This is a genomic window from Bowmanella sp. JS7-9 (assembly GCF_004329715.1).
In the GTDB taxonomy this organism is placed as follows: domain Bacteria; phylum Pseudomonadota; class Gammaproteobacteria; order Enterobacterales; family Alteromonadaceae; genus Pseudobowmanella; species Pseudobowmanella zhangzhouensis.
Genome location: NZ_JXSY01000029.1, coordinates 39737 through 64224 on the forward strand (window position 1 = coordinate 39737; position 24488 = coordinate 64224).

Annotated in this window: 17 protein-coding genes; 8 read left to right on the forward strand and 9 right to left on the reverse strand. The window is 52.2% G+C overall.

The window, feature by feature from the left end:
* The first annotated feature begins 61 nt into the window (after positions 1–61).
* The 7 genes from TK45_RS15425 (at position 62) to TK45_RS15455 (ending at position 8074) form a co-directional block, all read left to right on the forward strand.
* Complete coding sequence (locus tag TK45_RS15425) at positions 62–1342, forward strand: NAD(P)/FAD-dependent oxidoreductase (RefSeq protein WP_131259742.1); 1281 nt, start codon at positions 62–64, stop codon at positions 1340–1342.
* Positions 1342–1899: a DUF3365 domain-containing protein gene (locus tag TK45_RS15430; RefSeq protein WP_131259743.1), complete on the forward strand. Its 558-nt coding sequence runs from the start codon at positions 1342–1344 to the stop codon at positions 1897–1899. Before TK45_RS15425 ends, TK45_RS15430 begins: the two co-directional genes overlap by 1 nt.
* Before the next feature lie 255 nt (positions 1900–2154).
* Positions 2155–3738 (forward strand): cytochrome ubiquinol oxidase subunit I, encoded by a 1584-nt coding sequence (locus TK45_RS15435; protein ID WP_131259744.1) that lies wholly within the window; start codon positions 2155–2157, stop codon positions 3736–3738.
* Positions 3735–4871 carry a cytochrome d ubiquinol oxidase subunit II gene (gene cydB / locus TK45_RS15440; RefSeq protein ID WP_131259745.1) on the forward strand — a complete coding sequence of 379 codons (1137 nt, stop codon included), beginning with the start codon at positions 3735–3737 and terminating at the stop codon, positions 4869–4871. The genes TK45_RS15435 and cydB overlap by 4 nt, the downstream gene beginning before the upstream one ends.
* Positions 4872–4882: 11 nt before the next feature.
* Positions 4883–4999, forward strand: coding sequence for a cytochrome bd-I oxidase subunit CydX (gene cydX, locus TK45_RS15445; protein WP_131259746.1), 117 nt, complete (start codon positions 4883–4885; stop codon positions 4997–4999).
* Positions 4980–6596 carry an ABC transporter ATP-binding protein/permease gene (locus TK45_RS15450; RefSeq protein ID WP_131259747.1) on the forward strand — a complete coding sequence of 539 codons (1617 nt, stop codon included), beginning with the start codon at positions 4980–4982 and terminating at the stop codon, positions 6594–6596. The genes cydX and TK45_RS15450 overlap by 20 nt, the downstream gene beginning before the upstream one ends.
* On the forward strand, positions 6584–8074 hold the full coding sequence (locus TK45_RS15455) for an ATP-binding cassette domain-containing protein (RefSeq protein WP_131259748.1): 1491 nt from the start codon (positions 6584–6586) through the stop codon (positions 8072–8074). The genes TK45_RS15450 and TK45_RS15455 overlap by 13 nt, the downstream gene beginning before the upstream one ends.
* A 13-nt stretch (positions 8075–8087) precedes the next feature.
* Here TK45_RS15455 and TK45_RS15460 read toward each other — a convergent pair whose 3' ends face one another.
* The 8 genes from TK45_RS15460 to TK45_RS15495 form a co-directional block, all read right to left on the reverse strand.
* Positions 8088–8882 (reverse strand): hypothetical protein, encoded by a 795-nt coding sequence (locus TK45_RS15460; RefSeq protein ID WP_131259749.1) that lies wholly within the window; start codon positions 8880–8882, stop codon positions 8088–8090.
* A complete protein-coding gene (locus TK45_RS15465; RefSeq protein WP_131259750.1) occupies positions 8876–9244 on the reverse strand; it encodes a hypothetical protein in 369 nt (122 codons plus the stop codon). The genes TK45_RS15460 and TK45_RS15465 overlap by 7 nt, the downstream gene beginning before the upstream one ends.
* A 61-nt stretch (positions 9245–9305) precedes the next feature.
* Complete coding sequence (locus TK45_RS15470; protein WP_131259751.1) at positions 9306–10361, reverse strand: energy transducer TonB; 1056 nt, start codon at positions 10359–10361, stop codon at positions 9306–9308.
* A gap of 53 nt (positions 10362–10414) precedes the next feature.
* Positions 10415–11245, reverse strand: a complete 831-nt coding sequence (locus tag TK45_RS15475) for an alpha/beta hydrolase (protein WP_131259752.1) — start codon at positions 11243–11245, stop codon at positions 10415–10417.
* Positions 11246–11253: 8 nt separating this feature from the next.
* A complete protein-coding gene (locus TK45_RS15480) occupies positions 11254–13125 on the reverse strand; it encodes an alpha-amylase family glycosyl hydrolase (RefSeq protein WP_131259753.1) in 1872 nt (623 codons plus the stop codon).
* Position 13126: 1 nt separating this feature from the next.
* Entirely contained in the window at positions 13127–15517 is a 2391-nt protein-coding gene (locus TK45_RS15485) for a TIM-barrel domain-containing protein (protein WP_131259754.1), read from the reverse strand.
* A gap of 2 nt (positions 15518–15519) precedes the next feature.
* Positions 15520–17331 carry a glycoside hydrolase family 13 protein gene (locus tag TK45_RS15490; RefSeq protein ID WP_131259755.1) on the reverse strand — a complete coding sequence of 604 codons (1812 nt, stop codon included), beginning with the start codon at positions 17329–17331 and terminating at the stop codon, positions 15520–15522.
* An 11-nt stretch (positions 17332–17342) separates the two neighbouring features.
* Complete coding sequence (locus TK45_RS15495; protein WP_174719794.1) at positions 17343–19370, reverse strand: glycoside hydrolase family 97 protein; 2028 nt, start codon at positions 19368–19370, stop codon at positions 17343–17345.
* Between the two features lie 230 nt (positions 19371–19600).
* Between TK45_RS15495 and TK45_RS15500 the strand changes: the two genes are divergently transcribed.
* The gene (locus TK45_RS15500; RefSeq protein WP_131259756.1) at positions 19601–20065 is read left to right on the forward strand and encodes a BLUF domain-containing protein; all 465 of its coding nucleotides are present in this window, start codon (positions 19601–19603) and stop codon (positions 20063–20065) included.
* A 47-nt stretch (positions 20066–20112) separates the two neighbouring features.
* Here the strand turns inward: TK45_RS15500 and TK45_RS15505 are convergent, their stop codons facing one another.
* Positions 20113–24471 (reverse strand): alpha-1,6-glucosidase domain-containing protein, encoded by a 4359-nt coding sequence (locus TK45_RS15505; protein WP_131259757.1) that lies wholly within the window; start codon positions 24469–24471, stop codon positions 20113–20115.
* Between the last annotated feature and the right edge of the window lie 17 nt (positions 24472–24488).

A 24488-nucleotide genomic window follows, 5' to 3' on the forward strand; every position in this document is an offset into this window, starting at 1 on the left:
GGCATGCTAATTGTTAACAAGCATTTTACATTTAATCTCGATAGTCGAGTAAGGAATTGTTATGGCAACAGTAGTGGTGTTAGGCGCAGGAACCGGCGGCATGCCGGCGGCTTATGAAGTCAAAGAAGCATTGGGCTCAGCCCATGAAGTCATTATGGTCAATGAGCGTCCCGAGTTTCGTTTTGTACCCAGTAACCCCTGGGTGGCGGTAGGCTGGCGCGAACCTGATGCGATTACCATCCCCATCGAAAAATACCTGGCTAAAAAGAAAATAGGCTTTGTCTGCGCCCGAATTGACAAAATCGACACTGATAACAATCTGCTTATCAGCGAGCAACATGCCCCTATTCATTATGATTATCTGATTATCGCCACCGGGCCAAAACTGGCCTTTAGTAATATCCCCGGCGCGGGCCCGGGTGGCTACACTCAGTCGGTGTGTACGCTAGACCACGCGGAAAAATGCCGTGATGATGTGGAGGCCCTGATCGCCAATCCTGGCCCGGTCGTGGTCGGCTCTTTCCAGGGTGCCAGCTGCTTTGGCCCGGCCTACGAGTATGCATTTATTCTGGATAAAGCACTTAAAGACGCAAAGATCCGGCATAAGGTGCCCATGTACTTCGTCACCAGTGAGCCTTACATTGGCCATCTTGGCCTTGGCGGTGTCGGTGACTCGAAGTCGTTGTTGGAGTCCGATCTGCGCACCAACGACATCAAATGGATCTGCAATGCCAGCGTCGACAAAGTCGAACAAGGCGTTATGCATATCAGTGAGATGGATAAAAAAGGTCAATTAGATCAAAGCCATATTATTGAATTCAAGCATGCTATGTTAATTCCGCCGTTCGCGGGTGTGGATTGTGTGGCCAATGTTGAAGGCTTATGTAATCCCAAAGGCTTTGTGATCACCGATGAGCATCAGCGTTCACCCAAATTCCCGAATATCTTCTCTGGTGGTGTGTGTGTTGCGATCCCGCCCGTTGAGGCCACACCTGTACCCACCGGCACGCCGAAAACCGGCTATATGATCGAAACCATGATGACGGCGATAGCCCATAACCTGAAACAGATCATCGTCGATAATACCGAACCGACCCACAAAGGCACCTGGCATGCTATCTGTCTGGCAGATATGGGCGACACCGGTGCGGCATTTGTGGCGATGCCTCAGATCCCACCTCGCAATGTGACCTGGTTTAAAAAAGGCAAATGGGTGCATCTGGCCAAGATCGCCTTTGAAAAATACTTTATGCGCAAGATGAAAACCGGCACCAGCGAGCCCGTTTATGAGAAATACGTGCTAAAAGCGCTGGGTATTGAGCGTTTGCAGAAGGAAGACTGATGAAAACGGTCCTGGTTGGGCTAGTGGCAGGCGGACTGTTGTTCTGCCCCTATGCCCCCGCAACAAACACTGCGCAGCTTAAAGCGGACGCGCAAGCGAAGGTACAAACTTTTGCCAAGACCCTGAAAGGTGAACTGTTAACCGCTATCAATCAGGGCGGTCTGGTTAATGCTATTGACGTTTGCAATCTCAAAGCGCCAGCGATTGCGGCGCAACTATCCACCGATGGCTGGTCGGTCAAACGCACCGCATTACGCGTTCGCAACCCAGCCAACGCACCGGATGATTGGGAGCGCAATGTACTGGACTACTTTTCCGCTACCATGGCAAAACAGCCAGCGACCCCCTCCATCCAGGCAACGTCAGTTGACGCGGCACCGTTTCGATATATGCAAACCATCAAAACCGGGCAGATGTGTCTGGCCTGTCATGGCAGCAATGTGTCCGCCGATGTGCAGGCCGCACTGACCAAGCGCTATCCGCAAGACCAGGCAACCGGTTTTAAACTGGGTGATTTGCGCGGTGCGTTCAGTCTGCAGTACGAGGGCCCGCGTTAGTTACTCCAGACAATTGCCATTTTTGACAACAAGCCTGCCATTATTGGCAGGCTTTTTATTTTAAAGTTTGATCCAGCGCAATAACGCATGGTTAGCCACTCCTCAAAACAAGCTTAATGCATTGATATAAAAGAATTTTTTATCAATGGCACAGTATCTGCAGTGTCTGTGTTATCTGCAGCGGCGCTATTGGTTGCCAGCTTTTCCTGGCGTCGCTGTGCTTTTTTTCACGCAATCTCAGTAGCGAGAAAGACAATGAATGAAACCTTAGTAGAACTCTCCCGGTGGCAATTCGCACTTACCGCGATGTACCACTTTATATTTGTCCCGCTGACATTGGGACTCAGTTTCCTGCTGGCCATTATGGAGTCGGTCTATGTAATGACTGGCAAGGAAATTTACAAACAAATGACCATGTTCTGGGGCAAGTTATTTGGCATTAACTTTGCGCTTGGCGTGGCCACGGGTCTGACCATGGAATTCCAGTTTGGTATGAACTGGTCCTATTACTCCCACTACGTCGGTGACATTTTTGGCGCACCACTGGCGATTGAAGGCCTGATGGCGTTTTTTCTGGAGTCCACCTTCGTGGGTCTGTTTTTCTTTGGCTGGAACAAAATGTCGAAGGTTAAACACCTTATGGCAACCTGGCTGGTGGCGCTGGGCTCTAACTTCTCTGCGTTATGGATCCTGATTGCCAATGGCTGGATGCAACATCCGGTTGGCGCGGAGTTTAACGTTGAGTCCATGCGGATGGAAATGACCAGTTTTGCCGAACTGATCTTTAACCCGGTAGCGCAGGTTAAATTCGTACATACCGTCTCCGCAGGCTACGTTACCGGTGCCATCTTTGTTCTCGCCATTTCCAGTTACTATCTGCTTAAGCACCGCGAAATCGCCTTTGCCCGACGCTCATTTGCGATTGCGGCCAGCTTTGGTTTGGCCTCAGTACTGTCAGTTATCGTGCTGGGTGACGAGTCAGGTTACGAAGTGGGCGATATTCAGAAAGTAAAACTCGCTGCCATCGAGGCCGAATATGAAACCCACCCCGCGCCAGCGGATTTCACCCTGATTGGCTTACCCAACGACGAAACCGAAACCGTCGATTACGCGATTAAAATTCCGGGACTAATGGGCCTTATCGCCACACGCTCACTAGACGAAGAAGTCATGGGTCTGAAAGAGCACAAAGTTGAGCACCGTGGGCGTATCGAGTCTGGTGTGATCGCATATGCTTTATTGGACGATGTGCGCGCTGGCCGCGCCACAGAAGAGCAAATCGCCACGTTCAATGCGCACAAGGATGATCTGGGTTTTGCCATGCTACTGCAGCCGTTTACTCAGGACATCACCCAATATGACGAAACCGCCCTGCAAAAAGCGGTGGATTACAGTATTCCACCGGTAGCACCGCTGTTCTTCAGTTTCCGGATTATGGTGGGCGCAGGCTTTTTAATGCTGATTCTGTTTGCACTGGCATTTTGGTATTCCACCAAGCATCAAATCACTAAACCTCGCTGGTTACTGAAGTTTGCCCTGTTCAGTCTGCCACTGCCGTGGATTGCCTCTGAAGCGGGCTGGTTTGTGGCTGAATTTGGTCGCCAACCCTGGTCGATTGCCGAAGTTTTACCAGTCCATGCGGCGGTATCTAACCTGAGCGTGTCGGACGTTGTCACGACCTTAGTCGGCTATACCCTGTTCTATGCCGTGATGTTTGTAATTGGTTTCTATCTGATGCAGAAATTTGCCCGTAAAGGCCCGACTGCGACCTTTGCTGAGCATGACCAACATCAGGATGACAACGCCTTTTTGGGGAATCAGCAAGGAGTAAACCCATGATTGATTATGAATTTCTCCGCCTCGTCTGGTGGGTATTGGTAGGTGTGTTGTTAATTGGTCTGGCCATCACCGATGGCTTCGATTTGGGTGTCGGTGCGTTGCTGACGTTGGTGGGAAAAACCGATGAGGACCGCCGCGTGATGATCAACACCATCGGCCCGCATTGGGACGGAAATCAGGTCTGGTTTATCACTGCAGGTGGCGCGATTTTCGCGGCGTGGCCGATGATTTATGCCACCGCGTTCTCGGGTTTTTACCTGGCATTGGCGGTGACGCTGATGGCGCTATGGATGCGCCCAATCGGATTTGATTACCGCTCCAAACTGCCCAACAAACAATGGCGTCAGGCATGGGACTGGGCACTGTTTGCCGGTGGTTTAGTGCCTGCGCTGATTTTCGGCGTGGCATTTGGCAACCTGTTGCTCGGCGTCCCCTTTACCCTGGATGACACCCTCAAAGCCACCTATGAAGGCAGCTTCTTTGGATTGCTCACCCCGTTTGCTCTGCTGAGCGGGCTAATCTCGGTGGCCATGTTACTCAACCATGGTGCCGCCTGGTTGCAGATGAAAACCACCGATCAGTTGTTACACCGGGCACGAGGTGTCTCGGTTATCCTGTCATTGACCACAGTGGGATTGTTTGTGCTGGCTGGATTGTGGGTGGCACTGGGCCTCGATGGCTATGTGATTACCTCTGCAATCGACAGCGCCGCCACCTCCAACCCGTTAACCAAAACGGTGAGCGTTGAAGCCGGTGCCTGGCTCAACAACTACAGTCAATACCCCTGGATGATGCTCGCACCAGTGCTGGCTATCGCGGCGGGCTTACTGTGCGCCTGGTCATCACTGCAGGGCAAAGGTGGACTGGCATTCGTATTCAGTGCATTGACCATGACAGGCATTATCCTGACCGCTGGATTCTCTATGTTTCCGTTCCTGATGCCCAGCTCGATAATGCCAGAGGCCAGCCTGACGGTATGGGATGCCACCTCCAGCCTGATGACCCTGAAGATCATGTTTTACGTGGCCTGTATTTTCGTGCCGATTGTCTTGGGTTACACCCTATACGGATATTGGGTGATGCGCGGGCGTATCAAACAGTCTGAACTTAATCAGCCACACATTATTTACTAAGGAGAACACTTATGTGGTATTTCACCTGGATATTAGGCGTACTGCTGGCATGTTCTTTCGGTATTATTAACGCTATGTGGTTAGAGTCGACCGAAGACATGGATCGCCGTGACGAACACGAGCAATAACCCCACCCCCGTCCTGCGTGACTGGTTAAAACAACACGGACGGGCCTGGCGGCCCGTTTTGTTGTGGATCAATCTGCTGCAATTACTGCAGTTTGGCGCGTCGCTGACGATGTATTGGCTGTTGGCCGACATAGTTCATCGCCTGATTGTGACCGACGCAACAGTGACGATGCACGACTTAATCTTGCTATTGCTGGCTTTGTTGACCCATCTCGCCAGCCAGGCCAGCAGTCAGCACCTCAGTGTTAAATTACAACTGAGCGTGCAGCAGCACATAAGCCATCAATTGCAACAACAGTTTTATCAGCGCCAATATGCGATGATCCGCCAGCAAGATACACGCTACTGGCAAAACCTTTTTATCCAACAGATTCCTGCGCTTGGGCGTTATGTGGCGCACTATGAGCCGCAGATGCGTTTTGCCGTTGTCACTCCACTGATTATTTTATTGATTGCCTGGCCAATTAATTGGGTAGTCTCGATGGTACTGCTGCTCTGCATGCCTGTGGTGCCGCTATTTATGATTCTGGTCGGCAAAGGTGCTGCCAGCCTGCATCGCCAACACTTTGTGGCCCTGACCAGACTGGGCAGTCTGTTTGCCGACCGCTTGCGTGCCTGGGATATGTTGCAGGTATTTAATGCCTTTCCACGCCAATCCGAGCACTTGCAGCGTGCCAGCCAATTGCTTAATCAACGCACGCTGGCCGTGGTGCGTATCGCGTTTTTATCCAATACCGTACTGGATTTTTTTTCTACCCTGTCTGTGGCGCTGGTCGCCGTGTTTGTAGGATTCAGCCTGCTGGGTGAAATACATTTTGGTCCACCATTAACCTTACATAGCGGATTGTTTTTATTGTTGGCTGTGCCACTGGTTTTTGCAGAGCTTAAACAACTGGGCCGTCTGTATCACTTCAAGGCGGAGGCCACCGCAGCACTGGCAGCTTTGCAGTCGCAACTAGAAATGCTCAATACCCACAATTCCTCCAGCGAATTTTGCGGGCTGCAATGGCATGAATACCGGATCCCGCAGCCTGCGCTATATGCACAGCAATTAACGCTGCAGCCCGGTGATAAAGTGTGGTTACGGGGCGCATCAGGTGCCGGTAAATCTGTGTTACTTGAGGCGCTGATGGGCTGGCGCCCGGCTAGCCACCAACTTAATTCTGAATGTGCCTATCTAACCCAATCCCCACTGTTAAGTGGCCAGACACTGCGCGACAACTTGTGCTTAGGCGAGGACATGTCCGATACCCAATTGCTTCACGCGTTGCGTCAGGTAGAGTTGGACGACTGGCTATGCCAGCTGACTAATGGACTCGATAGCCAGTTTGGCGATCATCCACCTTTGTCTGGTGGGCAACTGCAACGGCTAGCGCTGGCGCGCATCTTGTTGCACCCACGTCCGCTGGTATTGCTGGATGAGCCCACCGCGCATCTGACCGAAAATCTGCATGTCAGCCTGTGTGCGTTACTGGAATATCATCTGCGTGATAAAACTGTGATCTGGGCATCGCACAAACCCCTGAATCAGGCGTGGTTCAACCGTTGCTGGGATATTCAGCATGGTGAGATTGAGGAGCAAATATGCCAGCCTTGATTACCCTGACTCTGGCATCTGTCCACCTGCTCGCGGGTCTTATTCTGCTGATATTCTCTGCCTGGTTTATCGCCGCCTGCGCCATCGCAGTGCCGGGTTTTAATTATCTGCTGCCTGCCGTGGTAGTGAGGGCATTGGCTCTAATCCGCATTGCCGCAGGCTATGGCTACCTGTACTTTGGCCATCAACATATGCTGCAACGCCTCGGCCGGTTACGGCTGGGCTTGTTTGCACGCTTGCAGCAACAGCGCATTCTCGATCGTGCCGCCAGCACTGAAGCGATGAGCGACGCCATCGACACGCTTGCCAACGCCTGGATTGCCTGGATTAGCCAACTGGCCGGTAGCGTCTTGATGTTGTTGATCGCACTAATTACAAGCGCCTTTTACAGCCCGGCCTGGTTTGGCTTTATCGCCTTGCTGAGCGCGATGGTCATATTGTTATGGTTACATCACTATCGCCAGTCACGCGGCATCGCCGCGCAGCGGGCAGATGCGCGCAGCGCATTTGAACAGCGCAGCGAGCGCTATTTTCAGGCAGCACCGCTTTGGCACCTGGGGGCAGCAAGTTTTCAAATGCCAAGCGCAGACAAGGTATGGGACGCGGAGCTGCGCGAACAACATGCCATCAACTGGCATCTACTGCTTCTGCAAGCCGGCAGTATGGCGCTGCTGATATTAATGATCTGGATGCAAGATGACAGTGCACAAGGACACGCGGAGTTTCTGATCCCGGTAATGCTGCTACTGGCAGCCAGAGATTGGCTGGCTAATGGTTTTAGTGCCAATCAGGCCTGGGTTCGCGACCAACATGCCAACACCCAACTGGCAAGCCTGCCGTTACAACCGCTGACCCGCAAAACTGCCCCCGATCCGGTGACCTCAATGCAGATTAAAGAGCTAAAGCCTGATGGCCGACCTGTAGCGCCGGTATCCATGACGTTGCCGGCCAGCGGGATCTGTTTGCTGCGTGGCAGCTCCGGCAGCGGCAAAAGTAGCCTGCTACAGGCGATTGCCGGGCTTATTCCCGCCAGTGGCTCACGGGAAATGGATGGCATCCCGCTACCAAACGGGTTATGTGACGCCATGCGTTATGTGGAGCAATTCCCCCAGTGTCTGAACGGTACTCTGCTGGAAAACCTGAAAGTCGCCAATCCCGATCTCACTGAACCAGAAGCCTTCAATGTTTTACATGCTGTTGGTCTGGGTTATCTGACGGATTTACATGATTGGTTGGGAGTTGGCGGACGACGTCTGTCCGGCGGTGAACTAAAGCGACTGGGGCTGGCAAGGGCAAAGATAGCAGATCGACCTGTTTGGTTAGTGGATGAACCCTTTGAAGGGCTGGATCAGGAATATATGCATGCGCTTTGCCAGTGGTTACAGGCGCAGGCACAACAGCGTCTGATCCTGATCGCCAGTCATATTGAGCCAACGGCACTGCGTATTCATCAATCGCTAAATCTCGACGACCGCTGATACGCGCTGCAGGCTACTGGCACAACGGCTCTGGATAATTCACCTTAAGCGCGCTGATCAGCGCATTGACCTGATCATCGTGCTGACTTTGTTGCCACTGACAATAAGCCGCATTTGGCCCGTAGCGCACCAGATAGTTTTCCAGCGTAGCCATCATCTGGTAGCCCACGGTTTCCAGCTCATCATCGTGCCGGCGGGCCAGCGGCGCATAGTCGATTAACCACAGACCATGTTGATCACCGTCAGCCATCAGCGCATTAAATTCATTCACAGCCTGATAATCGCGGTTATCGCGAAACATGGCATACACCAACAAACGCCGATCAAGTTGACTACCGCTGCGGCGCAACGCGTTATCCATAACAGGATGAAATTGCCCCCAGCCCTCACCAACCAGTGGCGCTGGTGCTACAGCCATCATACGTGCGACTAAATACTCAGCGTTTTGTGAAAGCACCTGTAATGTCAGCGCTGCATCGGCGTCTAACGGTAACCACTCACTCATATGGCTATAACTGTTGGCCTGAACAATCTGTTGCATCTTCGCCAGTTGTTGCGCCACTGCATCCTCGTATCGTTGGTTAATTTCCTGACGCTGAGCATGCCAGCGCGCTGAATCTACCAGTGGACAACCAAACTCATCAGGCTCGACCAAATCAGGCGGTGGCATCAAGCTGAGTACCAGTGCCGAGGCTTGGCAATGCTGGCTCAGCCAGTGCTTGAGTTGATGGTGATTTTCGGGCGTTTGCGCCCATACCCAGCCCGGAGACAGGCTGACGATCATAAAAACAATGGCTGCTCTTAACATTTTAACGCTTGCTCCCGCACCAGATTCTGTAACTGCCGGGCAGTGCCGAGACCGTAGCCGTCCTCATCCCACGCATTGTTACGATAGCTTTCAACCAGAGACTCCAATGCCTCACCAGCTTGCGTAAGTAACGTCTGACAATCTAATCCCGGAGACAATCCGGCAAGCAAGGCTTCACAGCGGTTCAGTGCCTGCATTTCAATTTGACCCACATTACCCCAATGCCAGCTGTTTTCAATTTTGCGCTGTGCACTGATCCGTTGCCGGGCGATTTCCTCACGCCATTGTCTGCGAATGAGATTCGGCGTGAGTGGGCGACTGGCCTGCCAGCGTCGCCAGAGCCTTTCGACTTGGTGCCACATAGCTGCACTCCTGACATTCTGCGTATCTGGTACAAAAAAGCGGCCGGGGTCGCTTGGTTAACTATGAGTCCTGCATTTCTACCAAAGTAACTTTAGTCCCGGGTTGACCTTTTAACAGCACGCTACACGCCCCCCAGCTTTCAGGAATATTCCACTGACTATCCAGAGCGAATGTGTATGTTTCACGCCGTTTTTGACATCGAATCTCCAGTCCATCGATCTGCCCTTCAAGTGATGTAAAAGCAAATTGACTACGTATCAATTGATGCAAAACAACCGCCCGCTCATCCAGACTGAGTTTAACCGGAACCATACCTTCAAAATTGTCGATTTTTTCTACGTAGCTGGCTAATTGTTTTATCTCTGTCCGTTCATCACTGCCACTGACAAAACTCAGTGATTTATATAAATTAATGGCCTCCGCCCAACGACCTTCATCCACCAGCAAGGCAAATGCCGTGGCTCCCAATGAAAAGCCAGCATCACCCACATAGAATTTTCTGATATGGCGTTGAAAATCATAATAGGTTGCGATTGCACCTTGGAGGTGGGTTATCTGCGCGGCCGTGTCCTTGCGACTGGCGGCAATTTTAGCCGCATAAAAATGATAAAAACTTTGTTCGTAACCGTTACCGATATTACTTTCAAAATCCGTTAGCAACGTCGCCGCAATGTCGAACCGATCCTGGTCTAATGCACCAGCGATTTCTTTTAGCTTAACCAAACCTTTTTTGGTGGCGCCCGACCTTCCCTCTGCCAAAACAAAATCAAGTTGGACTTTATTTGCACAGGACTCCACTGGCTGACCGTTTTCCATTGCCGGTTCATATCGCCACTTTTTCAAAGCTTTTATGGCTTCTCTTTCAAATCCGCGTCCACCAGACGAGTCCAATACAACAGGATCTACCACCCGTCCCTTCTGATTCACTACAAAGCTGACCTTCACCCAGCCTTGCTGGCCTATCCTCGCACTTTCTGGTGGATACTCTGGATGAACACGCTTCACCGGAATCGGATCGATTGCCTCTGCAATTTTCAATGAGGTAGGTTTCGTGGTTTGAGCATAGGTAGATGAAGCTAAGATGACGCTCGCAATCAGGATTATGATTCTGCGCATGTTTACTGTCCTTAGTAATTAAATATAACGATGTTCCCTGTGATTACGTCCTTTTATAAAGTATCTGACAGAAAAAGCCAACGAACCGCCTGAGGGAAATAACCTCGCCAGAAGGCTTCATTATGCTGCGCATCAGCCTGCACCACGGCACGGATTTGCAGCGGACTCTGGCCATAGGCCAGTAACTGCTGATACATGGCAAGCATATCACCCTGCATGGTATCCCCTTCCATGCCGCCGACCAACATAAACAAGCGACTATCCTGCTTGGGAAGGTGGCTTAGCGTAAACGCTTTGACGTCATCGCTATACCAGTAGGAGGGTGAAAAAATACCCGCTTTGCTGAAGGTTTGTGGGTAGTTGAGCAGCAGATAATGGCTCATCAGGCCGCCCATGGAGCTGCCCATCACCCCAGTATGCTCACGCCCGGCCAGCGTACGAAACTCAGCATCCACCCAAGGTTTTACGCTATTGACGATAAAATCAGCATAGTCTTCACCACTGGCCTGACCAAAGCGGGCATTCGTCCAGGGGCTCAATTCCAGCAAACGTTGCTGCTCACCATGGTCAATCCCTACCACAATCAGCTTCAGGCCTTGTGACGCTAACTTATCCAGGCTCTCATCCACCTGCCATTCACCTGCATAGGCGGTTGACTCATCAAACAGGTTTTGCGCGTCATGCATATACAGTACGGGATAGCGTTGCTGACTATCGTCATACCCTGGTGGCAGGTAAATACGCAGGGTGCGCTGATCGCCGTTAAAGTCGGCAACTTCACGCAGGAGCACCTGGCCGTTTGCCTGGTCGGCAGGCGCAGCGCCAGCCAAGAACCCAGTAACATTAACTAACCCTATGCAGAATGCGACCAGCCAGATTCTCATTACCGTTCCTATCGTTTCAGTACCATCGATGCCAGCGGCGCCAGAATAATCTTCGCCTTGCCCTGACCATTTTCGACGGTCAGCGTGACATTCTCAGCGCCGTGCAGCAACTCCGTCAACGGATAGACCCCATCGCCTAGTTGCCAACTCTTAAGCAAAGCCGCAGGAATGTGTAGTTCAAAGGCAGCGGCCTGATCGCTGAAATTGGATACCACCAACACCTGATCATCGCCCTGCCAACGGGCAAAGGCAAACTGCCCGCCGGTATAACCGTTACCCGCTGCACGGTTTAACGTGTGCAGCTCGGCAAACTCACCGCCAAAGGCTGGCTCAGTACGCGACAGATTGAGTAAATCCACATAAAACTGGCGTAAGGCTTTTTCGCGTCCCGACAACATAAAGCCGTCAAACTTACCGAAATTCATCCAGCGTTGATGGGCAGGCACGCCGGCGTAATCAAACAAACTGGTACGGGTTGGATCACCAAAGCCCAGGTCACCATCGCCGCGCTCGCCCACTTCCTGACCGAAATACAGCATGGTGGCGTTTTTACCGACTAACGCGGTATACACCATGGCCGGTTTTGCTTTCTCGCCGTAACCGGCAAACGCATTGCTGGCAATGCGCTGCTCATCGTGGTTTTCCAAAAAGCGCAGCATATGCGAATCGATATCCTGCAAACTGTGTTGCAAACTCACTAACCCATCGGTATCGGCTTTGCCCTCCACCACAGCGCGTAACGCATCATAAGTGCCGACTTTGTCATACAGATAATCCATTTTACCCAGCCCGATATAATCGCGGTAAATGCTTGGGTTATAGATCTCAGCCAACAAAAATGCGTTTGGATTGGCTTGCTTGATATGGCTATTCAGATAACTCCAGAATTCCACCGGCACCATCTCGGCCACATCGTAGCGGAAACCGTCCACGCCCTTGGCTGTCCAGTACAAGGCTATATCCCGGTACTTTTTCCAGCTATCCGGCACATCCACCGCGGCCCAAAATGCCAGATGTTCGGCAACCGATTTTTTGGCATATTCGGCGGGTAAGCGCGGGAAGTCGTAACTACCATCCGGCTTGACGCCGTAATTAATTTTAACCGTTTCATACCAGTCATTTTGATCCGGCTGCACACTGCGCGAACCATTACCGGTCCACTTAGCCGGATTCTCATCGAATTTACCGTCTGCCAGCGGATGTGCTTCCCCCCCCAAAGGTCGGATGGCGTCATCAACTACCGGCGGACGAAATGCTTGCCCGGGCACATAGTAAAAGTTGTTATGTTTGGCGTATTCCACCGACGTATTGTCACTGGCACCAAAATCTTCCACTCCCACGGGGGCGCTGAGGGAGTGATAACCACGTGCCACATGGTTGGGAACGATATCGATCACCACCTGCATGCCAGCGGCATGAGTACGCGCGATCAGGGCTTCAAATTCCGCCAGACGCTGGCTCACATCAGTGGCCAGATCCGGGTCGACGTTGTAATAGTCTTTGACTGCATAAGGTGACCCAGCACGGCCTTTGACCACATCCGGATCGTCCTGACTGATCCCGTACGCCGTGTAATCGTGAATAACCGCGTGGTGTGGTACCCCGGTAAACCAAATGTGGGTTGTGCCTAATTCGAGTATCCCCGCCAGCGCCTCTGGGGTGAAATCGGCAAATTTACCCACGCCATTTTGTTCCATGGTGCCCCATGGAATATTCGCTGTTTTGGTATTACCGAATAACCGCGTTAGTGTCTGATAGACCACCGGTTTGCCGTTGTCGCCCGGGTTGACTGTCATGGCGGTTTGATTCTGTTGCGTGCTGGCACAACCAGCAAGGGCTGCACTGACGGCTGCCGCCAATATAATTAAGCGCTTTTTCATATTATTTGATCCTTACACGCTGCGCCTGATGATCCCAGCTAAAGTCAATGGTTAGCAGGCGTTTTTGTGAGTCGTAAGCCCACTGTTTCGCATCTTGTTGGCCGATGGTGATTTGCTTGGGCAGTTGCTCTACCCCATGTACCAGCAGCGTAATCTGTCGCTGGGTTGGTGCACCCTGATAGGCAGAGGGCATATCACGCGCTAATTCAATCACCAACTCATCGCTGACACTGGCGCTGATATTCAATAATTCGTACAAGCCTTTATCGTACGCGCCGGCGGTTTTACCGTCGTCTTCATACATCTGGTAGGCCGCATTTTTTACGCTGACATCATGGTAATAATGCAGGGTCAGCTCCGCTGAACTGTAATCCTTTGTGGTGGCAACGGCTTTCACCATTGGCACAAAGCTGCCCGCTTTGACCAACACAGGTAACTGTTCAATGGGCGATGCAAGCGTCAGCGCCTGACCACCCTGATAGCGAGTGCCATTCCAGAAATTAAACCAAATACCCGCCGGCGCCTGCACGGTGACTTCGCTGACACCCGCAGCGGTAACCGGCGTGACCAGAAACGCATCTCCCCACATATAGGACTGTGCATTTTCCAACTGCTTAAGGTCATCAAAAAACAACGGACGCATCAGGGGCAGCCCGGTCTGACTATTCTCAAACGCCATGGAATACAGATAAGGCAGCAGTTGATAACGCAGATTAAGATACGGTCGCAGCAGTTGAATGGTGCGCTCATCGTGAAATACGGGTTCAGGCGCAATGTTATCCTGCGCATGGGGACGGAACACCGGCTGGAACACACCGTATTGCAGCCAGCGCACGTACATTTCCTGATCGAACACCTCACCACCGGCGAAACCACCTAAGTCAGAATGAGTCCATGCCAGACCGGTCAGGCCCATTTGCAGGCTCAGCTCAACCTGAGGTTTGAGGCCACTCCAACTGCGGCTGACATCACCGGTCCAGGGCACCATGCCATAGCGCTGTGAACCGGCAAAACCGCTACGCATCATAATAAAATGGCGGGTATCGGGATCAGCCTGTTGCAGACGCTCCGCAAGCATCGCGGCCCACTGATGACCATAGGCATTGTGGACTTCATCGGCACTGGCCTTGGTGCCGTCCGCCAGCGTATGAATGGCATCGTATGGATGCACCTCCGGCTCGCCCAGATCGCCCCACCAGCCACCGACGCCCTGCTCTTTCAGGCCCGCATAAACAGACCAGAACCAGTCCTGTGCAACCGGATTGAACACATCAATCAGACCGGTATTGCCGAAGTAAAAATCGAAGCGTTTATCTTCACCGCCTAAGTTTTTGGCAAGCGCATTAGCCTCAACGGCCTCTTGCCAGCGATCAGATGAGGTCAGCACAAAGGGCTCAGTGATGAGTATGGTTTGCACCCCATCGGTTTTCAGATCGGCGATCATCTTCTCCGGGGCAGGAAAACTATCTTTGTGCCAGGCCAGATTGCCCATGGTGCCTTTCACTTCGGTACCAAACCAATACAAATCCAGCACGATAGCATCGACCGGCAGTTGTTTTTCACGAAATAAGCCAATCGTGTCCCGGACTTCCTGCTCGGTGCGATAGCCGAAACGCGAAGCCACATTGCCCAGCGCCCAGCGCGGCGGTAAAGGCTGTTTACCGGTCATTCGCACATAATTAAGCAGTAAATCTTCAAAACTATCGGCGGCGGTAAACAAATAGGCTGTACGCCCGGCACTGGCTTCAAATTGCAGCACATCAGACTCGGACTTGCCTAAATCGACCCAACCCGAGGCGCTGTTATCAAATACCAGCATGTATTTATGTGACGACATCACAACCGGCACACTGTAATACATCTGTTCGGTGCGATTATCGCCGTACCCATAGCTGGCGCGGTTATACAACGGCAGGCGTTCGCCGCGGCGATCCATACCGACCACCCGCTCACCCGTGCCTAACAGTTTCTCATCGTCCTGCAGTGCGAATCGAAAGCCTCGCAGGCCATCGTAGTTAAACAGGCCGCGCTCTTCGCCACCGATATAGTCAGTACCGCGATAGAAACGCACGCGTAGCGGAGACTTTCTGACATGGGCCTGAATATCGCCGGCATTAAAAATCAGCTCATCACCCTTATCCGTCAGGCTGACCATCACAGACTCCGGCTTCCCCGCCAAAGCAAACGAAGGCAATTGCTTCACGCCCGTGGGCTGGTAATGCACCGCAAACGCCTCACTATGCCAAGCGGTCAACTGTACGTTGCCTTCGTCAGTGCGGACAGTTAATACCTGACCATCCAGCTGATGGCCCAGATAGTCAGCTGCATATGCAGAGGGGAGCAATAACAGGCAAAAAAGTATTGCCCATTGAGGTAATCGCGTTGTTTTCATGTTTAAAACTCAATAATCCGAACTGATTTTGCATCCAGAGCAAGGTCACCACTTAGCGCCACATCTGACCCCAGCATCACATCTTTGCCCTGTTTCGCATCACCTAACATAGCGTGGAAGTAACTCATCGGGACGGTACGAGCCTGTCCCTTGTTCAATACCACCATCACCCGTTGTTTATCCGCAACCCGGAAATACACATAAGTGCCATCGTAGGGAATGTAATGCACCAGCTCACCGCTAGTCACCGCCGCACTGGTTTTACGCCAGTTAAGCAACTGTCGCAGCCAGGCCTGCATCCCGGCCTGCTCTGCCGTTAACCCTTTACCGTTAAACCCATTGACCTTGTCATCCGGCCAGCCGCCCGGGAAATCGCTGCGGATCACACCATGATCGTCGGTGCCCGGGTTTTTCATCAGAATTTCGGTACCGTAAAAGTACTGGGGAGTTCCACGGGTCGTGGCATAAAACGCCAGCGCCATTTTGGTCAGGGCGATATCTTCGTTGAGTTGGGAAAAGATACGGCTCATATCGTGGTTATCCGGGAACACCACCAAATCATTGGCGTTACCGTACACAAAGTCATTGGCCAGGGTTTGATAAATGCTGCTAATGCCGCTCGACCAGGTCTCTGGTGCTGTCAGGCCTTTCACGACCGCATCCTGTAAAGGGAAGTCCATCAGGCTGGAAAGCGCCGACTGATAGCCATCGTGACGTTTGGTGCCACGCTGCCAATAAGACACGATGGCGGGATTGGTCGACCATTCTTCTCCTACCATGCTGAAATTTGGATATTCCTGCATCACCCGGCGTGTATATTCACTTAAAAACGCGCTATCCGGGTAAGAATAGGTGTCGAGACGAATACCGCTGAGCTTGGCGGTTTCAATCCACCAGATACTGTTTTGAATCAGGTACGTTGCCAGCAACGGATTGCGCTGATTCAAGTCCGGCATACTCGGCACAAACCAACCATCTTTGAAGCCGGCGGCCTCGCCAGGCGCCGCATGTGGATCATGCATGGTTTCACGGCGGTGATTGGTGCCGACAAATTTGCCGCCATGATTTATCCAGTCTGACGCAGGCATATCTTTCATCCACCAATGCTCAGAGCCGATGTGATTGAGAATGACATCTTTGATCAAGCCCATGTTGCGCTTGGCTAGCTGGTCAGACAGTTGTCGGTACAACCCGTTGCTGCCATAGCGCGGGTCGATGCGATAGTAATCTGTGGTTGAATAACCATGATAAGAGTAACTGGCCTGATCGTTCTCAAGTACCGGCATCAGCCACAGCTGGGTGTACCCCATATCATCGAGGTAATCCAGATGGTCGATAATACCCTGAATATCACCACCATGACGGCCGCCTACATGTTCGCGGTTTTTGCCTTCTTTAAGGTCCGCCACCTCATCATTAGTGCTATCACCGTTGGCAAAACGATCTGGGGTAATAAGGTAAATCACATCACTATTATTAAAACCCTGACGCTGCGCGGAACCGGGCTCGCGCTCAAGCAAGTCCACCCAGGCGGTGTCACTGTCGAGCGTAATCCCGACTTTGCCGGGCTTGGCATCATCACTGATACGCAGGGTAACAAACAGGTAGTTGTTGTTATCAGTGTGTTGTACATCGATCAGTGCCACACCGGGGTAGCTGACCCGCACCTTATCGTCGCCAATATCGTTACCATGCAGCATGATTTGCACGTCTTTGTGCTGCATACCGATCCACCATGACGATGGTTGCACATGGTCAAGTTCCGCCAGTGCAGAGAATGACAGCAAGCTAAGTAATAGGGGTTTAAATCGCATCGCAGATCTCCTTACAGGGCTTTAAAGCGAATAGCGCTACCACCACTGGCGGCCAGTTGCAGATTCAGGCTGTCATTCGCAGTAACCTGACGTTTTTCAATTACGTAATCGTAGGGATTGGTGTCCCAATGGGCTTTATCACCGTCTCGGTAAACTTGTGCTTCATAGCGTTTTCCGGGTTCGAGGAAGTCCAGCTTGACGGTTACATTGCGGGCATCCTCATCTGTCAGGGCGCCGAGGTACCAGTCACTGCCGCCACGCTGCTGGCGGGCAAATACAACGAAATCGCCTACTGCGCCATCCAGTGCAATACTCTCTTCCCAGTCGGTCGGTACATCTTTAATAAACTGGAAGGCATCCATGTGCTGGGTATAGTTTTCAGGCAAATCGGCTGCCATCTGAATCGGGCTATACAGCACCACATACAACGCCAGTTGCTTCGCCAGCGTGGTTTGCGGACGATTAAGCGGCTTATCGCCACCGAAGTGCATATCAAAAATGCCCGGCGTAAAGTCCATCGGACCGGCCAGCATGCGGGTAAATGGCAACATGGCGGTGTGCTCTGGTGGATTCGGTGGGCTACCCCAGGCATTAAACTCCTGACCCCGCGCACCTTCGCGGCTCAACCAGTTGGGATAGGTGCGGCGAAGGCCTGTATCTTTAACTGGCTCGTGGGTATTGATGCTGAGTTTATATTTGGCCGCCAGTTGCACGTTATGTAAGTACTCGCCAACCATAAACTGGCCATCATGCCATTCGTTTCGCACATGGCCATTGGCATCGATGCGTTTAATATCGCCGCCGTCCGCCACATAGCCGGTTTTAATCTGGCTCACCCCATGTTGGGTATAAAGTGCGAAGGCGTCGTCCATCTGATTACGGTAGTTCGTCACATTGCCTGAGGTCTCATGGTGACCGATCAGCTTTACGCCCTTTTGTTTGCCATAACGCCCCAATTCAGCGATATCAAAGTCGGCATAAGGCTGGGTGAAACTGAACAGATCGCCGTTATGGAACCATTCACCGTCCCAACCAATATTCCAGCCTTCCACCAGCACACCATCAAATCCATGCTCGGCGGCAAAGTCCATATAGGCTTTGGTGTTTGCCGTGGTAGCACCATGCTGCGGGCCACTGCCCCAGGTATATTTATTAATGTGCATGCCCCACCAAATGCCGATATATTTGCCCGGCTCTACCCAGCTCACATCACCCAGTTTATTCGGCTCATTTAAATTCAGGATCAGGCTGGAATTGGCCAACTGGGCAGCATTATCAGCGACTTGTATGGTGCGCCAGCTGGATTTAAATGGTGCAGCGGTTTTAACCATCACCCCATCTGACCAAGGCGTCAGCGTGACTTTTAATTCGCCGTCCCGGCGCTGATCCAGCACCATGCCCGACCAATCCACCAGAGCCGCTTCGTGAATGCTCAGATGCACACCCGATGGCAGTTTGAAGGTCAGCGGCGTGTTGGCACGTTCCATCGCTGGGAGTGACGTGGTGCGATAAATATATTCATAGCGGTTAAAGGCGCGTGCTGGGATCCACCAGGCCGTGGTTTGCTGAGGATTAGGAATGTTAAAGCGGGTCATTTCATCAGTGACATCAACCTGCGCCATGCCAGGTTGTTCATTCACTTCATAACGAAACCCCAGACCATCATCAAATACGCGAAATCGCACGTTAAATGCGCCGGCTTGCTGGCTTTGCAGCGTCACCATCAACTCATTATGCTGGTCGCGTACTAACCGCCGTTCACCCCAGGGCTGCTCCCAGGTATTGTCAGCACGACTACGCTGGCTGTCTGCAATCACAAAGCCGGGGCCAAATTGCCCCTGCTGTTTAAATTCCAGCCCCAACAGAGACGGCGCGATAATGGTCTCGCCCCGGTAACTAACCTGATAAAACGGCGCATCACTCTCATCCGAGACAGTCACAACCAGCTGTTGGTTGGGCGACATCACAGACAAGCTGGTTGCCATGCCAAACGCAGACGGTAACAGGGTGAATAAACTGAGGAGTTGACGCACTGCCATACAGGAATCCTTATCGAAAAAAGAAAAAGGCCACGCCCTGCGTGACCCTTTGCAGCCCAGAGAGAATGCGCAATACATGCCGCCTGCCGATAGTAGCGTTAACAATTGGCTAACAACAATATGCATACGTATTCACGTCTGCCCGCCAGTCACTGGCGCAGTTGATTAACGCTTGTCAGCGAATCTGGATGGTGTAATTTAGCCAACATGCCACTTGTATAAGGAATGACATGATTGAGTTGGTTTATATCAGTGAAGCATCACACCCCTTTTCACTTGATGAACTGCAAGACCTGTTAACACGGGCGCGGCTGAAAAATGCCTCGCTGGATATCACCGGGTTATTGCTGTACAGCGAAGAGTCGCAACGGTTTATTCAGGTGCTGGAAGGCGACGAATATGAGGTTAATCGCATTTACGACGCCATAGTCGACGACCCGCGACATACCAATGTGCGACTACTGGGCAGCAATAAGATAACCCGGCGGGATTTTAGTGATTGGCGCATGGGCTTTAGCTTAATAGATGACAGCTTGCCTGATTGGCCCGGTGTATCGGATTTTCTGGCACAAAGCGCTAAACCCGGTCAATACCTGAGCGAGCCCCATCAGTTTGGCCGCCAAATGCTGATGTTTTTTCGCGAACGACTACAGCAGAATCGTGATGAAAACGATGCCAGTCATATAAATAGATAACAAAACTGCAGATAGAAAAAAGGCCGCGAATGCGGCCTTTTTGCTTATTAAGGTACTGAGACCTCAGTGACTAGCAGGGTCGGCGTATCCGGATTAAATCCAGACAGACTGAACTGATAATCACCGTCCACCGCGATGTCAATCACCAGATTACCCGGGTTGGCACCGTGCGCCAGTGGCAGCGCAGACCCCACCTCAACATTGGCAGTTTCTGCTGCGCCAATGTTACGGGTCGACCAGTCCTCACTGGCAAACTTAAACTCGTAGCTGCCAGCTGTCAGGGATTTGGTCACGCTGTAGGTGCCAGGTGAGGTTAATAACAACGGATCATCCGTGCCCCAGCCATTCAGTGAGCCACGAATGTAAACCACAGTATCCCCAAACAGCGCTGATTTACCGACACTGAGCGTTTCCTGACCCGCATTGTGGGCGTTAAACACAAAGCGATAATCGGCTTCTTCAGTGATGGTAATACTCAGGTTACCGGCGTTATATTCCAACGCTTTATCCACGGTACCCGGTTCCAGCGCACCATCGTTACTACCAAAGTTCACGGTATTCCAGCCATCGTTGGCGACCTTGAACTGATAAGTACCCGCAGCCAATGTGACAACCACTTCATATTGTCCACCGCCAATAAAGGTGAAGGCATCTGTGGTTCCCCATCCATTCATGTCACCACGCAGATAAACCGTGGTGCCCGGATAAGGGTTGTCATTTTTAACATTAAGTACGGGCGCAGCCGGGTCAAACGCATTTACACGGAACACATAATCACCACTTTCTGCAGGCGTGATACTCAGGTTACCCGCGTTGTAGCTCAGAACCTTGTCATCACCGAGAGTTACCGTACCACTGTCACTACCGAAGTTAGCCACAGGCCCCCAGTTGGCATCGGCGATCTTAAACTCATAGGTCTCACCGCCATTAAGCGACAGGGTTAACTCGTACACACCACCACCGATGTAGGACATCGGATCATTGTTGCTCCAGCCATTCATGCTGCCTTTCACATAAATGACATTGTCACCGTAAGGCACTACATCCGGCGCACCGGCGGTAGCAAACGCTGACAGACCCGCGCCTTGCTCACCCATTTGCGGTTTAACAAATACCGCCATGCTCAGCGCCGGTACGGTAAAGCTGCCATTGCCAGCATCATCGCCTTCACCTTCACTGAACGTCGCGCCATGTACCACAACATCCGCAGAAGCAGCTTGAGTGGCGTGCAGCTCAAAACCAGTAGCGGTGAGAATACGATGGGACTGCTCCTGCTCGGTGGCATTGACCACCACAACCAGTGCATCGACCTGGCTATCCAGATCAGTCAGTCCGGTACCATCATCAATACTCATGACGATCAGGCCTTTGGTCTGGTTCTCACCCAGATTGTGGAAGCCCACACGATCCATGATGTCCTGCGCGGTGGTCAAACGGAACAACGGGCTGGTTGCGCGAATACTCAGGAACTCATCGAATACCGCGGAAGCCAATTGCATATCGTCCGGTGTTGCTGCGCGATCCGGATCAGTCATATAAGCGGCGATAGTTGACCAATTGCCCTGGTTGTCCTGCGCCAGTGGCAGACCTTTATTCCAGTTGTTGTCCATCAGGGTGAAATCCACCTTGTTGAACCAGTCACCGGCATCATAGGTGTTGCGATCCATGGATTTGGAGCGCAGGAAGTCACCGCCCATTTGCAAGAACGGTATGCCCTGGGCCATCAATGGCAGGCTGGCCGCAATATTCTGCGCACGAACCCGCTGCGCCAGCGTCATATCGGCCGGCAGGTTGTACTGCAGTTTATCCCACAGGGTTTCATCATCATGCTTGGACACATAGTTGATGATATCCGCCGGATCTTCCGCGTAACCACCCAGCGACTGCGTCGTAGAGGTGCTGCCACCGGACGTCACCAGTACATAGTCTTTCAGCGTGCCGGCCAGACCCATTTTGATCTTATCCTGCGCCGCTAACATGCCGTCGCTGTCGGTATGGAATAACTGCCCACCGCGCACGGCATCACGATAACGATCATTGAACGTACCGATTTCGCTGCCCGCCAGTTCAAGCTGATTGGCTTGCTGATAACCCCGATCAGTGCGGGTCCAGCCCTCACCGTAGAAGTAGTTATCCGCATCCACGGCCTGTACCGCTTCGCGTAGCGCCAACATAGTATCTTTGCTGGCATGGCTCATGATATCAAAACGGAAACCATCTACTTTGTATTCTGTGGTCCACAGCAGCAGCGAATCATGCATGAGTTTTTCCATCATGCGATTACGCGGCTCTGTATCATCACAGCAGGTTTCACGCAGGATAGCGCCGGTTTCGGTGTCATATCTGTGGTAATAACCGGGTACCACTTTATCCAGTACCGATTTACCGTTCAGACCGGATGCATTGGTGTGGTTATACACCACGTCCATCACTACGCGCAGACCTATGTCGTGCAGCGCCATGTTCATGGCTCGCATTTCTGTGATGCGTGCTACGCCATCCGGATCGCTACTGTAGCTACCCTCTGGTGCATTAAAGTGATACGGATCATAGCCCCAGTTAAACTGGTCCACACCGCGCATATCATTCACCAACGCCTGAGCTTTACCGCCCTCGGACACCGGATCGTAACTGGCCAGTAAATCACCTAACGTCGTTGAACGATTAACACTGCCATCATCACAAATTTGCGCATTGCGATTCAGTCGGCACAGCACGCTAACGGTACTGGACAAGTTCACTGCCTGGCTCGCATCTTCTTCAATGCTGGCAATATCATTGCTTGGGAGCATATGGAAGTGCGTAACGCCCGCATCAGCCAGTTTCTGCAAGTGCATGACTGGCGCGCTGTCTGCCTCGGTAAAGGCCAGATATTTGCCGCGATTGGCTTGTGTTGTGCTGCTATCCATCGCGCTGAAGTCACGAATATGACCTTCGTAGATCACCGCATCTTCCGGATTAGCAATGGTCGGGATGGTTTGCTCATCCCAACCCGCGGGTTTGAGATCCTCATCAGCCAGATTCACAAACTGCGAGAAACGGCTGTTGGTAGACAAACTCACCGAATACGGATCGGTCACTTCCAGCGTTTCCAACTTGCCAGAGGCAGGATGATAGACGGTGATTTCATAACGATACCAGGCGCGGTCTACATCGCTGCCGGTGTAAGACCAAATCCCGCTGGCACTGTCTTCTGTCATGGTATGCGAGGCATTGAGCGTCTTATCCGCGTTGTACACTTTCAGCGTTACGCTCTGCGCGGTTGGCGCCCACAAGGCGGCCGTAACCGAACCATCCTCGTTATAAACAGGCCCCAGCGACGCTTCATCTGCATCCGCTTCACCCGCGGTATACACTGCGTCCAGCGCTAATGGCATCTGCACATTAGTGGCCGCGACGAGCTCGTCATCCGCATTGTAACCTGCCAGCACAACCTGGGACTTAAATACCGCTTTAGCCGCATCCAGCTCCCATTCGCCCGCAAACGCCTGCATATTTTGCAGATGTGACGTGCGCGCAGCCTGAGCTTCACTCAAATCCACGGCACTGAGCGCCACCGCTGTACCATTTAAGCCGTCTTCCAATGTAACTTTTAGCGAGGCATCGGCGGCGTAGTGCATTTTCACGCTACTGACACCATCCGGGATATCCCACAGGAAGGTATTCACATCGATCCAATGTGCGGCTGCGCCCTCGACTTTCACCGCTTGCTCACCTAGGCTTGGAATAGGGAAGGCAAACAGCTCAGGCGAACCATTAAGCACCCAGTTCATGCGGTAGAAGTCTTCTTCCGTCCAGCCATCGGCAGCAGACGATTTAGCCGCCAATTGCTTCAGTGGCATCTTGGCATCGATGCCGTTCATTTCTTTTTCATCGCCCTTGTGGATGATGAAATTGCCACAGGCGCCTTCGGTTTCTGCGTAACCGGCTTTGAGATCCAGCACCCAATAAGCACCATAAACCGGATCGATTCCGCTGATCGCTACGCCATTTTGCCATGACGGCGCGATGGCGCTGGCCTCATAGGCATCACACGCCTCGTTGTTCCAGGTGTGCAGCATCCAGCCATCATAAGCCGTATCTCCGGGCGTATTAGTCGCACCGGCGTGAATACGGTTATAAAACAACACCGCTTGATCGCGCGCGGCAAATACCACCGGCGCTTCAGCATTGGGATCCAAACCAATCTCACACGCGTCGTTGGTCGCGTTTGGAATAGTTGGTGCCGGACAATCAATTGGCGGAGGCGGTTCACACGCCGTGCCCGCCGAGTTTGGTACATTCGGCACCGAACATACCAGTAAGTCGTTATTGCCAGATTCAATATCTGCGCCACCGCAACCTACTAACATCAGGGATGTCAGCATGGCGATTAGCAGGGTGCGCAGTTTTAGTAAGGTAAACATTTTCTGTGTCTCCTGAA

Coding starts and splice junctions, on each gene's coding strand:
- TK45_RS15475 (WP_131259752.1), bottom strand. CDS start 11,245: ATGAGAATCTGGCTGGTCGCATTCTGCATAGGGTTAGTTAATGTTACT.
- TK45_RS15505 (WP_131259757.1), bottom strand. CDS start 24,471: ATGTTTACCTTACTAAAACTGCGCACCCTGCTAATCGCCATGCTGACA.
- TK45_RS15425 (WP_131259742.1), top strand. CDS start 62: ATGGCAACAGTAGTGGTGTTAGGCGCAGGAACCGGCGGCATGCCGGCG.
- TK45_RS15470 (WP_131259751.1), bottom strand. CDS start 10,361: ATGCGCAGAATCATAATCCTGATTGCGAGCGTCATCTTAGCTTCATCT.
- TK45_RS15430 (WP_131259743.1), top strand. CDS start 1,342: ATGAAAACGGTCCTGGTTGGGCTAGTGGCAGGCGGACTGTTGTTCTGC.
- TK45_RS15495 (WP_174719794.1), bottom strand. CDS start 19,370: ATGGCAGTGCGTCAACTCCTCAGTTTATTCACCCTGTTACCGTCTGCG.
- TK45_RS15490 (WP_131259755.1), bottom strand. CDS start 17,331: ATGCGATTTAAACCCCTATTACTTAGCTTGCTGTCATTCTCTGCACTG.
- cydB (WP_131259745.1), top strand. CDS start 3,735: ATGATTGATTATGAATTTCTCCGCCTCGTCTGGTGGGTATTGGTAGGT.
- cydX (WP_131259746.1), top strand. CDS start 4,883: ATGTGGTATTTCACCTGGATATTAGGCGTACTGCTGGCATGTTCTTTC.
- TK45_RS15465 (WP_131259750.1), bottom strand. CDS start 9,244: ATGTGGCACCAAGTCGAAAGGCTCTGGCGACGCTGGCAGGCCAGTCGC.
- TK45_RS15485 (WP_131259754.1), bottom strand. CDS start 15,517: ATGAAAACAACGCGATTACCTCAATGGGCAATACTTTTTTGCCTGTTA.
- TK45_RS15435 (WP_131259744.1), top strand. CDS start 2,155: ATGAATGAAACCTTAGTAGAACTCTCCCGGTGGCAATTCGCACTTACC.
- TK45_RS15500 (WP_131259756.1), top strand. CDS start 19,601: ATGATTGAGTTGGTTTATATCAGTGAAGCATCACACCCCTTTTCACTT.
- TK45_RS15455 (WP_131259748.1), top strand. CDS start 6,584: ATGCCAGCCTTGATTACCCTGACTCTGGCATCTGTCCACCTGCTCGCG.
- TK45_RS15480 (WP_131259753.1), bottom strand. CDS start 13,125: ATGAAAAAGCGCTTAATTATATTGGCGGCAGCCGTCAGTGCAGCCCTT.
- TK45_RS15460 (WP_131259749.1), bottom strand. CDS start 8,882: ATGTTAAGAGCAGCCATTGTTTTTATGATCGTCAGCCTGTCTCCGGGC.